At 35.5% G+C, this 14642-nt stretch carries 17 protein-coding genes; all 17 read right to left on the bottom strand.

Annotation, left to right across the window (positions count from 1 at the left end; genetic code table 11):
• Window positions 1-27: 27 nt before the first annotated feature.
• Window positions 28-1248, bottom strand: a complete 1221-nt coding sequence (locus NLJ82_RS08535) for a flagellar hook protein FlgE (protein ID WP_000588326.1) — start codon at window positions 1246-1248, stop codon at window positions 28-30.
• A gap of 16 nt (window positions 1249-1264) precedes the next feature.
• Window positions 1265-1843: a flagellar hook assembly protein FlgD gene (locus tag NLJ82_RS08530; protein WP_001143469.1), complete on the bottom strand. Its 579-nt coding sequence runs from the start codon at window positions 1841-1843 to the stop codon at window positions 1265-1267.
• A 3-nt stretch (window positions 1844-1846) separates the two neighbouring features.
• Window positions 1847-2959, bottom strand: coding sequence for a flagellar hook-length control protein FliK (locus NLJ82_RS08525; RefSeq protein WP_041185209.1), 1113 nt, complete (start codon window positions 2957-2959; stop codon window positions 1847-1849).
• A 10-nt stretch (window positions 2960-2969) separates the two neighbouring features.
• Complete coding sequence (locus NLJ82_RS08520; protein WP_000360866.1) at window positions 2970-3380, bottom strand: hypothetical protein; 411 nt, start codon at window positions 3378-3380, stop codon at window positions 2970-2972.
• Between the two features lie 117 nt (window positions 3381-3497).
• Window positions 3498-4802: a flagellar protein export ATPase FliI gene (locus NLJ82_RS08515; protein WP_001080957.1), complete on the bottom strand. Its 1305-nt coding sequence runs from the start codon at window positions 4800-4802 to the stop codon at window positions 3498-3500.
• Window positions 4799-5482, bottom strand: a complete 684-nt coding sequence (locus NLJ82_RS08510; RefSeq protein ID WP_000051720.1) for a FliH/SctL family protein — start codon at window positions 5480-5482, stop codon at window positions 4799-4801. Before NLJ82_RS08510 ends, NLJ82_RS08515 begins: the two co-directional genes overlap by 4 nt.
• On the bottom strand, window positions 5469-6473 hold the full coding sequence (gene fliG, locus NLJ82_RS08505) for a flagellar motor switch protein FliG (RefSeq protein ID WP_000883370.1): 1005 nt from the start codon (window positions 6471-6473) through the stop codon (window positions 5469-5471). The genes NLJ82_RS08510 and fliG overlap by 14 nt, the downstream gene beginning before the upstream one ends.
• A gap of 13 nt (window positions 6474-6486) precedes the next feature.
• On the bottom strand, window positions 6487-8061 hold the full coding sequence (gene fliF, locus NLJ82_RS08500; RefSeq protein WP_000413181.1) for a flagellar basal-body MS-ring/collar protein FliF: 1575 nt from the start codon (window positions 8059-8061) through the stop codon (window positions 6487-6489).
• Between the two features lie 22 nt (window positions 8062-8083).
• Window positions 8084-8383 carry a flagellar hook-basal body complex protein FliE gene (gene fliE, locus NLJ82_RS08495; protein ID WP_000701675.1) on the bottom strand — a complete coding sequence of 100 codons (300 nt, stop codon included), beginning with the start codon at window positions 8381-8383 and terminating at the stop codon, window positions 8084-8086.
• 17 nt (window positions 8384-8400) lie between these two features.
• Window positions 8401-8814, bottom strand: a complete 414-nt coding sequence (flgC, locus tag NLJ82_RS08490) for a flagellar basal body rod protein FlgC (protein WP_000484677.1) — start codon at window positions 8812-8814, stop codon at window positions 8401-8403.
• Between the two features lie 20 nt (window positions 8815-8834).
• Window positions 8835-9272: a flagellar basal body rod protein FlgB gene (gene flgB / locus NLJ82_RS08485; protein WP_309242189.1), complete on the bottom strand. Its 438-nt coding sequence runs from the start codon at window positions 9270-9272 to the stop codon at window positions 8835-8837.
• A 348-nt stretch (window positions 9273-9620) separates the two neighbouring features.
• Window positions 9621-9893, bottom strand: coding sequence for a hypothetical protein (locus NLJ82_RS08480; protein ID WP_001058066.1), 273 nt, complete (start codon window positions 9891-9893; stop codon window positions 9621-9623).
• Window positions 9883-10251, bottom strand: coding sequence for a flagellar export chaperone FliS (locus tag NLJ82_RS08475; RefSeq protein ID WP_001149522.1), 369 nt, complete (start codon window positions 10249-10251; stop codon window positions 9883-9885). The genes NLJ82_RS08480 and NLJ82_RS08475 overlap by 11 nt, the downstream gene beginning before the upstream one ends.
• 22 nt (window positions 10252-10273) lie before the next feature.
• Window positions 10274-11683 carry a flagellar hook-associated protein 2 gene (locus NLJ82_RS08470; protein ID WP_000929230.1) on the bottom strand — a complete coding sequence of 470 codons (1410 nt, stop codon included), beginning with the start codon at window positions 11681-11683 and terminating at the stop codon, window positions 10274-10276.
• Between the two features lie 19 nt (window positions 11684-11702).
• On the bottom strand, window positions 11703-12566 hold the full coding sequence (locus NLJ82_RS08465; RefSeq protein WP_001266397.1) for a flagellar hook-associated protein 3: 864 nt from the start codon (window positions 12564-12566) through the stop codon (window positions 11703-11705).
• Between the two features lie 304 nt (window positions 12567-12870).
• A complete protein-coding gene (gene flgK, locus NLJ82_RS08460; RefSeq protein ID WP_001239726.1) occupies window positions 12871-14169 on the bottom strand; it encodes a flagellar hook-associated protein FlgK in 1299 nt (432 codons plus the stop codon).
• Window positions 14170-14186: 17 nt separating this feature from the next.
• The gene (locus NLJ82_RS08455; protein ID WP_000275905.1) at window positions 14187-14639 is read right to left on the bottom strand and encodes a hypothetical protein; all 453 of its coding nucleotides are present in this window, start codon (window positions 14637-14639) and stop codon (window positions 14187-14189) included.
• Between the last annotated feature and the right edge of the window lie 3 nt (window positions 14640-14642).

Genomic DNA, 14642 nt, shown 5'->3' with positions numbered 1-14642 from the left:
TACATTACAATTTTTCTTTATAATATATTATCGAATTAAGTTTACAACTTCATTTAATACTTCATCTGACACTTTAATTACTTTCGCATTTCCTTGGAATCCACGTTGGTATAACATTAAGTCAACGAATTCTACAGATAAATCTACGTTTGCACCTTCTTGTGCAGCACCACGTATTTTACCGGCACCGTTTTGACCAGATGCACCAAGTGCTAAAATACCAGTTGTATTCGTCGCTGTATAGTTACCGTTACCTGTTTTCATGAGTCCGCCTTCGTTCGGGAACATCGCAACAGCTAATTGACCAGCAGCTTTCATACTTCCATCAGAATATTTTACCATCACATATCCACCATCAGCAATAAAGCAATCTTTAACAGTCGCCGCTGCTCTACCATCTACGCCTGTTACTGATAATGTTTTATCTGTCGGATGATTCGTTAAATTACTTAAGTCTAGTTTTACATTACCGCCATTAAATGGGATATTAGCTGCTTGCTCTTTCGGACTTGGATTTCCAACAGCATCAAATGTCATATTACCGCCTGCACCTTGAACATCCTTAAACTCTTCTTTTTTCGAATCATTGCGCATCTGTACTTTATATGAATAATTATGTTCACTCGTTTGTGTAAACTCCACACGCATCGTCCAAGTGTTACCAGCATTATCATATATAGGTATCTCTTGTGATATTGCTTTTGCATCAGCTGGAATATTCCCTCCAACTACTCCTTTTGATGTTCGAATACCACCAATTGCAGTTCCCATTGGAATTTGTAACGGTCCTGGAATACCAGATAAATCAACTTCACCAGTTGCTTCATTTGCAGGGTATGCAAATACGTATTGGCCTTCTGTATTCGTAATATAGTAATCTGAAGATATGCCGAATGTACCTTTTCGAGTAAATTCCATATTACCGCCTTTTGAATCACCTACTACGAAGAAACCATTACCTTCCATTGCTGCTTGTGTTTTTCCACCAGTTAGCGTAATGGTACCATCACTATAATCTGTAACTGTACCGCTCATTTTCACACCGTTACCGATACTTTTCGGATTCGTTCCTGCGTAATTACCATCACCTTTTGCACCAATTGAGTTATTATATAGTAAATCATCGAACATTGCTTTTTGTTTTTTATAACCTACTGTTTGTGCATTGGCGATATTATTTGAAGTTACACTTAATGCATTTTGTGTTGCATTCATTCCTGTAATACTTGTATATAACGCTTTAATCATAACGTATGGACACTCCTTATGAATTTGTAGTTTTTTCTTCTTCCGTTACTTTTTGCTCGTCTTTCTTTGTATCTTCTGGATTCGTGTCTCCAATTGGTTTATCAGATACTCTCTCAACGAAACGAAGAGATACAACTTTATTATCAATAACGAGCTGTACCTCATTATTTTCTGCGAGGCGAACTGTCTCTACTTGACCAGTGACTTTTTTACCATCACCGTCAACACCTCTTACATACTTTCCTAAAAACTTCATTCCACCATCAAGCGCTGTTGAATACATCGTTGATTGCAGTTTATCTACCGCTTTCGTCATATTCTGTACTTGTTCCATAAGAGATAATTGTGCTGTCTGGTTCATCATTTGATTCATATCCATCGCATTAAATGGATCTTGATGTTGAAAGCTCGCTAAAAATAATTTTAGAAAATCATCTTTCCCCATTACACCAGGAGTCTTTTGTTCTCCTGCTGATACTCCATTCATTTGCCCTACTGCCGGTTGTGCACCGTTAACAGATGCGTTCCTATTCTGCGCTCCTGCTTGTAATGGAATATGGTTTGTACTCGTTGTATTTAATCCAACTGTTGGCACGCTTTATTCCTCCAATAATCCCGCAAATTCTTTTGATTCTTGTTTTTCATGTTTCGTACTTGCTAGTTTTTGTTTTTGCCTTTGCTCTTGTTCTCGCTGCTCTTTACGATTTTCATCTTTATCTGCATAGCTAATTTGAATGTTGATTTCCTTTTCTTTTAACTTCAATCTCAATTCATCAAAAATGATTTCCACGCGTTTCTTCGCATCGTGTTTTTCCATTTCTACGTGAACATCAATTTGATCTCCATGTTTTTTCATAAACACTGTTAATGTACCAAGTTTTTCTGGATTTAACTGAAATAACACACGTTCTTGTTTCACTACAAATTTTTGCAGTGCTTCTACTTGTGCTTCCATTTTCTTTCCTAAGTCAGGCAATGAAACTTTCTCAGCGCCACTATTAGATTTTCCTATTTGATCGGTACTCGTCGCTTTATTTAATAACTCCGTACCGGCAGAATTCGAATCGTTGAATACATCACCTTCTGGCAACTCTACCTTGGCATCTTCGCCCTCGGTTTTCGGAAGATCTCCATCTAATTCTTTAGACTCTTCTTGTTTCTTTGCAATATTACAAGTTTCTGTTTCTACCACTTTCAATACTTGCATCATTTGTTCTGGCATCTTCACTTTGTCTAATACCATTTGCATTGTATCTTCTAAACATATAGCATTTTTGATATTCATATTGGAAAGAAGTTCTTGTAATTGTTGTAATTCACCTGCGGGTAATTCATTAAGTTTTATATTTCCATATTCTTTATATAGCTCTTGTATTTTTTGTATGTATTGATATAACAATTCTGGCTGCACACGTAATTGTTCAATTGCAACCATTTGCTCAGATACAGCTAACAATAACTGTTCTGTCTCTTTTTTTTCTTCTTTCTTTACACTTGGCTCTTCTTTCGTTGCCGATTTTTTAGAAAGAATGTTTTCTTTTCTATCTTCTGGTGCATCTTCTCGCTTCGTTTTCTCCGTTTTTGGCTGCTTTGTATTTTCCATTCTCATCGCATGATCAAATGAAGAATCTTCACTTTTAGATTGTACTTCTAGCCCTTTTTCTTTTTGCGGAGGTAAACTTTGTTGCACCGGTAATACAGACTGTATCACTACATTCACCTCATCCATTCATACACATTTTCAAATCAAGAAGCATTTTTTCTTCCTGCTTTTCTCGTATTTTCGCAAGCTTTCTACAATCTTCTTGATACATCTCATCAATGACACGTTCTTTTTCTTTTACTTGTTCTAAAAGGCTTTCATTTTTCCGGATAAAATCTTCCATTTTTTTAATTTTCCGATTCCATTCTTCTATTCTTTCAGGTGAAAACGTATGTGACGAAAGCATGCCAGCCATTATAAGTTGCCCAGCTTGTACGACTTTACTACGCGATTTTACAACATATAAATCATATTCTTTTTTTTGTTCTATTTTTCTTTTTTCAGCTGTTAATTCATACACTTCTTTCAAGATCTGTTCTTTTTCTTGATTTATTTGCAATTTTATCGTGTCGTACTGCTGCTTATCCACCTGTTTTCATAGCCCCTTCCTATTATAACGTTCTCTTTTTCTATTATATAGTTTTTTTCCAAAAAAATCTGTGAAATATTAAAAAACAAAAAAATAAGACCTGCATGGCGCAAGGTCTTATACTATATGGTGCATTGCTTCAACGATATCGTTAAATTGGAAACTATCAGATCGACCTTGTTTTAAAAATGTATTTATACCTTCTACTTTATTTTTACATTCAAAAATATAAGCATTTTCTGCATTTTCTTGAATCGTTCCTAATTTAAAATACAATTCATTTTCTTTATAAATAGATAAAATTTTTCTCATTTCATTTGCAAGTTGCCAATGAGTTGGCGACACGATTTCTTCCATAATCCTACTTACTGAGTCTAGCACGGAAATAGCAGGATAATGACTGAGCGTTGCAAGTTCACGTTTTAATACAATATGTCCATCTAAAATACCACGTGCTAAATCTGGTACAGGACCGTTTAAATCGTCTCCATCAACGAGTACAGTGTAAATACCTGTTATAGACCCCTTTTGTGTTTTCCCAGATCGCTCTAACAGCTTCTTCATATAACTTTCCATTAAAAGTGTTTTACCACCAATCGGCAACTCTTTAACAGCAATATCAACACTTCTACGTGCATCAGCAAAACGAGTAACAGAGTCCATCATAAGTAGTACGTTATTGCCTTCGTCTCGGAAGTATTCTGCAATAGATGTCGCAAGCTTAGCAGCGCGAAGTTGCATAAGGTGACTTTCATCTGACGTCGCTACGACAACGATGCTTTTCCTCATACCTTCCTCGCCTAATTCTTTTCGAATAAAGTCTTTTACCTCTCGGCCACGTTCTCCTACTAAACTAATAACGTTTATATCCGCTTTTGCATTTTTCGCAATCATGCCGAGTAAAGTAGATTTCCCAACACCAGACCCAGCGAAAATACCAATCTTTTGACCGATACCAATTGTTAGCATAGAATCAATGGATTTAATTCCCGTTTCAAATACGTCAGTAATCTCTTCACGTTCAAACGCATGAATAGGCGGAGCATCTAGTTTTATTTTTTGCAGCGGAATGTTTTCAGCGTTCTCATTTAACACTTCGCCATTTGCACTTAACACTTTTCCGAGCAAATGATTACCACGAGGTATAACAACATCTTCTGCAATTAATGTAACGGAATCTCCGTAACAAACTTTTTCTGTCTGTTCAAACGGAAGTAACATATTGTTCTCTTTTTCAATTGCAATTACTTCACATAAGACGTTATGTTCTCCAACGAGACAAACATCACCGATTTTCGCCTTCGGTCCCTTCGCTACGAAAAACTGCTCTTGCACACTATGAACTTTACCGACTTTCGTATAAAACGGCGTTTCAATAAATGTATTCCATTTTTGGTTTTCATTCATTAACAATCGATTCATACATTTTGCTCCTCAAATAACTTCTCTTCTTCCCATTTCTGGCGAAGTTTCGCAAATATAGGTGCAAACTTAAATTCAAAGAACTCTTTCTCTTCTTCTAGAACAAATTCACCGAACTGTAAGGAGAAATCATATTTCCATTCTACTAATTGTAGCAACCAATATTCTTTCGTATTTTCCTTCTCTTCTTGAATACGTTCAAACGTTTCTGGATGTACGGTAATAACTAGTTTTTCAAACGAAGTAGGTAACGTTTGAACGATGCCAGTTAAAATAGGTAACACATCAAGCAATCTAGTATCTACTGCTTGATTCACAATTTTTTCTGCTAGTTGGAAAGATTGATCCCATAATAATTCTGTCCATTCGTATGCAGTTTCTTGTTGCTCTTTTTGAAACCGCTGACGTGCCGATTCTATTTCTTTCATCTGCTGCTGAACGTGCATTTGAAATTGTTCTTGATCATGTAATAGCTGCTGACGCTCTCGCTCTAATATTTGCTGCTCTTGCCTTAGTTGATTTAGTTCAACATGTAACGATTGTTGCTGCGCAAGAAGTTCTTCATGATCTACTTGTATTTCTTCTACATGAACCGGTATTGGTTTTGGAAATTGTAATTCATACGTTTCTTCAGAAAAAGAAACAGAATTCTTCGGAATTCTGTTTTTAAATAAGGACATCATCTTCACCTCTTTGAACGATAATTCTTCCTTCTTTCTCTAGCTTTTTCACCGTACCTGTAATCGTTTGCTGCGCTTTCTCAGCATCTGTCATCTTAAGTGGTCCTAAGCCATCTAATTCTTCCAGAATCATCTCTTTACGGTTTGAAGACATACATGTAAATAATTTCTCTTTAATTTCTTCTTTTGCAATTTTAAGCGCTTTTGCAATGACACCGTTATCTGTAATTTCCTCTAACACACGGCGAAGCGCAAGATCTTCAAGACCAAGTAAGTCTTCAAAGACAAACATATTTTCTTTAATTCTCTCAGATAACTCATAATCAACTTCATCCAGCTTTTGAAAGACTGTTTTTTCAACGCCTCGTGAAACGTTATTTAAAATGTTCACAATTGTTTTTAAGCCGTCTGTTTTATTGATTGCACTAAATGCCATATTATTTAATTTCGCTTTTAATAGCTCACCAATTTGATTAATGAGTTCACCGTCAACTTGTTCTAGTTTCGCAATACCCATTACCGTTTCTACTCGCTTATGATCTGGCAATCTCTCAATTAATTGAGAAGCAAGTTGCGGTTTAATGTAAGAAGCGATAATTGCAATTGTTTGTGGTGATTCATCATTCAGCACTGTAAGAAGTGGCTCTAAATCTGTCAGTGAATTTAAGAATTCAAATGGATTATCTTTGTTGTACCAAAGGTCTTCCAATAATTTTTCAAGCTCGTCTTCTGGCATATTTTTAAATATGCGACGAATGTACTCTTTATCTGGAGTGACTAAGTTCAATTCTTTTACATTTAGTTCATATAAGAACTCCCCTAGTACATTCTCTAACGTTTCTGGTTTATATACACGAAACTTCGCGATTTCACGAAGCAACACTTCTTTTTCCTCAGCCGTCATATATTCAATGACTTTTGCTGCCACCTCTTCATTTAATGTACGAATGAGGATGGCAGCTTTTTCTTTGGAGGAGATTTCATCTAACATCGTTGTTCCTCCCTTACTGTCCGTTTAACCATTTTTTAATTACTTTTGCAGTACCTTCTACATGTTCTTTCGTAGCATCCTGCACTTGTTCATCTAACGTTGGTTCTTTCGGTTCTTCTGGCTCAGGTTTTGGCTCTGGTACTATTTTCTCTTCCGGAATTTCCATAATACTTTCACTACTTGCAGCAACTTCCTCTTCTGCTAAGTATTCTTCATATTCCTCTTCTTCTTTCTTTCTCTTACGTCTTGCTAAGAAGAACCATATTAGACCAAAGAGCGCTAATAAGCCACCTGTAATACCACCGAATAACCACCAGTTTATACCACTTTCTTCTGGCTCTTTCTTCTTCTCTTCTTTCGGCTGATCAAACTGAACAGTTACAACGTTAACTTGACCATTTGTAAAGTTTCCATTCGGGTCAGCTTGAAGCCCAGCAGCTGTGCCGATCGCTTCTTTGAAAGTTGTCATATCAATTCTTCGTTTTACTAACGTATCATTATCTACCCATACAACAACATTTGTTTTCGTTAACTCTGGGTGTTTCTTAATCGTTTCAACTGTTTTATCTATTTCATAGTTTTCGATTTTGTTGCCATTTTTATTATCGTAGACGATTTTACCATTTTGATTATTGTTCGTACCGTAATTTGGCACTTCACCGTTCGCTGTAATACCAGCGCCTTGCTTCGTATCTGCACCTTCTTGCGCAGTAGAGGTTTCTTCTTGCTCTTGTTTACTACGAAGTACACCTTTATCACCATATTTTTCAGACTGACGTGTAACTTCATCGTAGTTTACAGATACTTTCGTATTCACTTTATATTCATTCGGCTTAAACATCGTCATTAATGTTGCATCGATATCTTGCTTTAATTTACCTTCAATTTGGTGCTGCATCTCTACTTCTTTCTCATAAGAAGAGGAACTAGTAGCATGTGCTTCATCTGCCCCTTTTGAGATAACACCTTTTTTACTATCAATCACACTTACTTCTTCTGCTTTTACACCAGGAACTGCTGCACTGATCATTTGCTGTATACCAGCAACTTGATCAGCCGTTAATAGTTGACCACGCTTTACACCAACCGTAATTGCGGCTGTTCCTTTTGCTTTTTCTTCATCAAAAATTGTTTCTTTTTCAGGTAATGTAATTTGAACATTTGCCGTTTCAACTGTCGCAAAGTTTCTTACAATGTCTTGCTCTAATTGCTTTTTCGTACCGACAATTTGCTTCATTTTTTTATCTTGCTCACTTGAACCGAGCGAGCTTTCTAATAAAATTTCCTCACCGCTTTTTGAGTTAAACGGTAAGCCCATTCCATTCATTTCTTTTCGAACCCATGGAGCATCATTCTTTTGCACACGAATCGAACCATCGGCTGCTAATTGGTAATCGACACCTAGCTTCGATAATTCTGCTGTAATCTCTTGCTTGTCTGCATCATTTAAATTTTGATATACAACAACATATTTATCTGGCAAGGTGAAGTATAAAAGTGCTCCTGTTACAATTGCTAAAAGCGCAGCACCAATGACTAACTTATGCCACGTTTTTAACGATTGGAAAACATTTTTTAACTTTTCCATTTAAACACACCCGTCCATTTTCCTAAATTTGCATATTAATTAGTGACTTATAATTTTCAATAAGATTATCACGTACAAGAGCAGCCGTTTTCATTTGAGACTCAGCCTTCTTTTGCTGAATTAAAACGTCATGTGTTTCTCCTACTCCTTTTGTTAGTAAATCATATACCGCTGTTTGCGCATTATTTTGCGTTTGATTCATATCTTCCAATAAATCGATAAACTTCTTCCCCTCGACTACAGATGTTTGTGTATTTTTCGGTACACCAATTGACTGAATCGCGCCAAATGGTTGTGTATGTAACATTGGTTGGATTTTCATCTTCCCATATTCCCCCTTTATCCTCGGCCGATTTCTAAATCTTTATCCAGCATTTTTTTATTCGCATTTAATACACTTGTATTTGCTTCATACATTTTTTGAGCAACCATTACATTCGTCATTTCAGCAGTCACATCAACATTCGGATAACGTACATATCCTTCTTCATTTGCATGCGGATGCGTCGGATCATACACTAAGTTTTCAGTTTTGTCTGCCTCAATACTTTTTATTTTCACCCCGTTAGTCGGTGCACTGTCTAACATATTCGCAAAACTATTATTTGATTCAAGCACTACACTACGGCGCTCATACAAATCTGCCCCCGGAGCTGCCGTTGTATTTGCATTTACAATATTATTTGAAGTAACTTCCATCCATTTTCTCGCTGTTGTTAGCCCTGATCCACTTGCATTAATTGCCTGAAACATCGTTGTCTCTCCTTCTACTATTAACGTCCGCGAGCTGCTTGGTTAATTGCATATTGTGTATTAATTGCATTAATTGAGATCCCATACAATTGGTTTGCTTTCATTAAATCTAGCATTTCTGTCGTTACATCCACACTGTTTCCATCTTTATTCGTTTGCATTGACTTCGTTTGAATCTTTGCATATGTATTTTTCGCATTTACTGTCGGTAAGTGCATTTCATTCGTTTGATATAAATCTGCATTAGTTTTTAAATCCGCAGTATTACTCTTATATAATGCACTACTTTTATTCATTTGCTCAGCAAATGTAACGTCTTGTGCTTTATAGCCAGGTGTATTCGCATTTGCAATATTACTAGAAACAGTATTTCGTTTCGTCACTAAATAATTCATATAATGGCTTACATCAGTCACTAAATCTGGCATACTCCACACCCTTCCTTTTTCACTTATCATTTTGGCATAATAATCCACTGATGGAAGTTTCACTTCATTATTTAATTTCTTATATGTATTTATTAAAATATTAACTATCATGTACCCTTACATATTTTATTCCATTTTTACATTGTTGTCTTTAGAAAAATACAAAAATATAAAAAAGAATACAAAAAAACTGTATACGCGTAGTAATCTATATAATATTTCAACATATTTACGACTAGCCGTAGGTTATTTTTACATTATTTAGATTACTTTTATTTTTTACAGTCATAAAATGAAACCTCAATCAGCGGAATTCTTTATTTACATGAAGGAATGGATCCCCTTGTAATAAGGGAGATCCGTTTCCACACTTTATAATTAATATTTACCGTAAAATGAATTTGCTTTCATTCGCCCATCATTTGTCATAATCATTTCTTCCAAAATCTTTTGCTTATCTCGAATATGCTGTGCTGCCTTAATAATAAATGGACTTACTTCTGCCGCAACTTGTGCGCGCGTTTCTTCATCCAATGTCATCATCCAGCGATTTAACATCGCACTCTTCTCAGCAAACTCTTCATCTGACACTTGCAATTCACCGATTTCATTAAAACAGCCGACAAATGCTCGATAAATATCATTGTTCATTTTCAAGCGCTCCGCGATAACCGTCTATTAAATCTTGTAACACTTTCACAATCGCATCAATATCTTTCGCTTCACGTGTTACTTTCATCGTTTGAATTTGAACGCTAATCCAATCATATAAACCATAAAGACTATCATATAAATCTTTCGTAATCTCAGGGTTTAATTGAAGCTTTAATTCTTCAAAAATACGTTCTAACTTCTCAAGAAGCGCATCTCCCTCTTGTAGTTTAAAAGTATGTAAAAGCTCTTCTAAATTACGAAACTCTACAATGCATCTTTCATAAATAAAAATTGTATTTTTAATCGGATTACTCGTCATAATATCATTTTGCATATAACGTTGCCATGCTTGCATACGATCACTTCCTCAACTTTCATTAATCATCACTTTTTTGTTTTGTCATTGCTTTAATTGTTTTTAATTGGCTATCTAGCGCCGCTAATGTACTTTCTAGCTTTTGATACTTCTTCACAATTTCATCTTGTTTTTGCAAGTTTTGTGCTTCAATATCTTTAATCTTTTTATCTAAATCACTTACACGTGAATCAATACTTTTTACTCGTTCTCCTACTACACCTTTATCACCAAATAATTTTTCAAGTGGTTCTTCCATCATTTTCCCTAATCCGTTAGAACTAAAGAAAAATTGCTTCGCTGCATCCGGCTTCTCTTTTAACGCTTTCGTTAATGCTTCATCATTAACTTCCATCGTTCCATCTTGCTTTAATTGAATACCAAATGAGAATAAGTAATTACCATCTTGAGAAAATGTTACGACGCTATTCATCGCTTGGCGTACACTTTGCATAATAGCTTGACCTTGGAACGCCCCGCCTTTACCAGCAAAGATATCTACTGTAGAAACAGCTTTATTATAATCCGCAACCATTTTTTTAATAACATTTGATGCGTCTGTTACGTTTGAGTCACTTACTGTAAACTTCAGCTCTATCCCTTTTGCTTGTGCCTCTGTTGTCTTTGGATCAACCTCTGTACTTTCTCCGTCCGGATTTTCTACTGGCTTTTCCTCTACTTTTTGCTCAGTTACTTTTAATAATTCAATTTTCACACCTGGAAGGGCTTCAACTGTATTGGTGGAGCTGCTACCTGTAATACCATTAATCGTATATTCAGCATTTTGCGCTTCATTGATTATATGGATCGCTGCACCCTTCTCATTAGCTAACCCTATATCTTGAAAAAATTTAGATGTGTTCCCCTCAAAATTAATTACTCCATCTTTTCCTTCTTTTTTTGAGGTCATAAAAATTTTATTTCCAAGTGTGTAAGCTGATACACCATAATCTCCATCATTAATTTTATTAATTAAATCCTTATATGTCATATCAGATGTTATTTTTAGTTCTTTATCACCTAGTTTTAATGTTTCATCTCTATTAAGCTTTGCATCTATATCTTTAATTTCATCAGAAGCTATTTGATGGCGCTGCGCAAGCTGTGTAATCTTCATATTAAAAGTTCCCGCAATAGCTCCACCATCAGCTTTCACATTAATATAACCGTCTTGTGATGTTGTTACCTTTTTCTCATTCCCTTTAAAAGCCGCTAAATTTTTAAATGTTTGCGTGAAAGAACTGAATTCCGATTTTAAACTTGTATATAAAAGTTTATCTTGTGAAAGGCTATTCTTTTCAGTTGTATACGGTGTTTTTCTCATATCTAACGCATTCATTTCTAATTCAACGAAGTTAGAAGTATCGATCATGTTATTTCCGAGATTCCAAATCTGTTGTCTACCGCCAATACCTGTTATCGTTCCTGCCATATTTCTCACTCCTTATTCTTTACATGTAGTCTAAAATACTCGTTTTACTCATCGTGCTAACCGCTTTAAGCGTCGCTTCATACGTCGCGTTAATATACGCCAAGTCAGAAATTGCTACCGCTAAATCAACATCTTCAATTTCTTTACGGTTTTCTTGAAGCGCTAAGTTTTGCTCACTTAAAATCGTCTTAAACGTCTCTACAGTGTTCATCGTTGCTCCCACTTCTGTTGTACGGTTAATAACACTATCCAAGTTTTTCTTATTTTCCGTTAAAATCGGTTGCAACGCCTTTTGATCACCGCTTTGCATCGCATCTTTCATCTTTACTAACGTTTGAATAACAGGAGTTAGTAAGTTCTCGCCATTACGAAAAGCTTTAATTTCATAACCGTCATTTAGCTTCCACATTACATCTTTTTCGCCACCTTGGTATGTCCCATCATCCGCAAATGGAGGTTTCTCTGCACTATTTCCACCAAAAAGATAACGACCTTGCTCTTTCGTATTCGCTAAATATACAACTTGTTTTAAAATTTGATCGATTTCGGCACCAATTGCCTTTAATTCTTTTTCACCATTTGGTCCATTTAATGCTTGTATTGTTAATTGATCCGCTCTCGTTAAAGATTTCACAATACCTGACAATGTATTTTCCGTCTGACTTAACACGTTTTTAGAATCCGCTATATCCTTTTGCATTTGTTCAATATTCGCCAACGAATGTTGAATTGCAAATGATTTACTTGCTGCAAGTGGATCTTCACTCATAAGAAGATTTTTCTTCCCTGAAGTTACTTGATTTCGATGATATTGTTGTTGCACATTCAAATCCATTAACTGATTCTTTGCCCAGTTTGCATTTTGAAATGTAGATACTCTCATTTATATCTCCTCCTTTATCTATTGAAAATTGATTGGAAGCTGAAACCGGAACTATACTCCGCTGGCTCTTTCTTCAAACATAAAAGAAAAAGGTTTCGCTTTACCTCTCATTCATCGTTATACAAAAGGTGCTACAAAGCGTTCCATTCTCAAATCTAGGTCGTTTCCTCTTCTACTTTATCTGGCACCCGCTCCATATCTCTGGTCTCACACCGATAGGTCCTCTATTAGGCACTGACCGCTTCTACACTCTGCTGGCCCTCTCTTCAAACATAAAAGAAAAAGCTTTTGTTTTTACCTCTCATTATCTAATGATTGAAAACAGACTATCAAACACTTCATTCATTGTAGTAATAGCTTTAGAATTCGCAACGAAGTATTTTTGGAAGGCCATTAAATTAACCATTTCTTCTTCCATATTCACGCCTTCGATACTCATCTTTTCTTGCTGAATACCTTCTAATAAGTCTCCATGAATTTTTTGATAACCGTTCACTTCACTTTTATCAGATGCTACCTTCACTATGAATTGGTCTAATGCTTTTTTATATGAAAGACCATCTTTATAATCTTCATCTGTAATTCCTGCCAATTTATTTGCAGTTTCAGCAGATATTTTCATTTTCGAAAAATCATTCGCAAATTCTGGATTTAATTTCAACTCTTTCGCATAATCTCCAACGAAGAAGTCTTTTCCCATCACTGTATTTACTTGATTTTTCACTGAACCCATTAACTCTTCAAGATTTTTCTTATAACTAGCAATCTGCCCTTTCGTATCGATTGCAGATTTTATTGCCCCACTAGTTAAAGGAATTTCCGAACCGTAAATTTCAACAGACATAGGTTCTTTCGTTTTATTTAATTGCAATGGATATGTATCTTGTCCATTCACTGTTAAAACGCCATTCATTCTAACACTTGCGATATTAGGATTCATAGATTCATAAGATACTTCTATATTGGCATACTTAGACATTTCTGTAACGATACGGTCACGTTCGTCTAAAAGTTGATTTGGCACTTGTGTACCAGCTTGCCCAATTTTTTGATTCGCTTCTGCTAAACTGTCAGCAAGACGATTAAATTCATTGACATGCGCTTCAATATCTTCTGTCGTCTGCGCTTCTACTGAATCTAAATTTTTCGCAAGTTTATTTACCTGACTTGTAAACTTCCCAGTTTCAGAAATTAGCGTATCATAATAGTTTGATTGATCTGGATTTTTTGCAACTTCTCGAAAAGCATTAAAGAATCCATCCATTAAACTAGATAGTGAGTTTTTGCCTGTCGTTCCTACCATAGACTCTACTCGTGATAAAACCGAGTTCTTATAATTATAGTAAGAGAGCTGAGATAATTGATCGTTAAACTGTTTCGTCTTCACTTCATCTGTAATACGATCAACACCTAACGTTTGTACACCATAACCAATTCTCTGTTCTGGCGTATGGCCATTGCTCGCTCCAACAGATCCGTAATTCACCATTTGGCGCACATAGCCAGGTGTATGAATGTTTGATAAGTTTTGTCTCGTCGTTTGTAATCCCATTTGGGCCGCTAACATACCCGATAACGGGGTATTGTAATCAGATAATCTCATAATGCTTCACTTCCCCTTTACAATAGTTCATTCATAAAGATTTGCGAATTATTGTTTCGTTCTAAGTTATATTCAGAAACTGAATCCACAATACTTTCTGTAGTTTTTAATAGTACGTTTAAGTAATATTGATTTTTCAAAAGAAGCATTTTTACATTTTCTTCTAATTCAATTAAGTTTTTTTGTATTTTTTCCATTTTCTCAATTTCTTCTTGAGAAAAATACGAAAATAACGCACTTACGCGAAATGATTCCACTCCCTGTTCTTTACAAAACTGAACAACCATTTCTTCAAATGATCTCGATAATTGTTTTAAACCTTCAATGTACTGCAATTGCTCTACTTGTAACTTTTGAACTGCATTTACATTTTTATTTTTTAAATTCTCATATATTTGTTCTCCAAGCGTTTGAATGTTTTCATATGCTTTTTGAATAATAACGAGCTTTTCATATAATTGTATATACATATA

The organism is Bacillus paranthracis (assembly GCF_024296885.1).
In the GTDB taxonomy this organism is placed as follows: Bacteria; Bacillota; Bacilli; order Bacillales; family Bacillaceae_G; genus Bacillus_A; species Bacillus_A paranthracis.
Note: the sequence above shows the minus strand (reverse complement) of the source record. Positions and strands in the feature narration are given on the sequence as shown.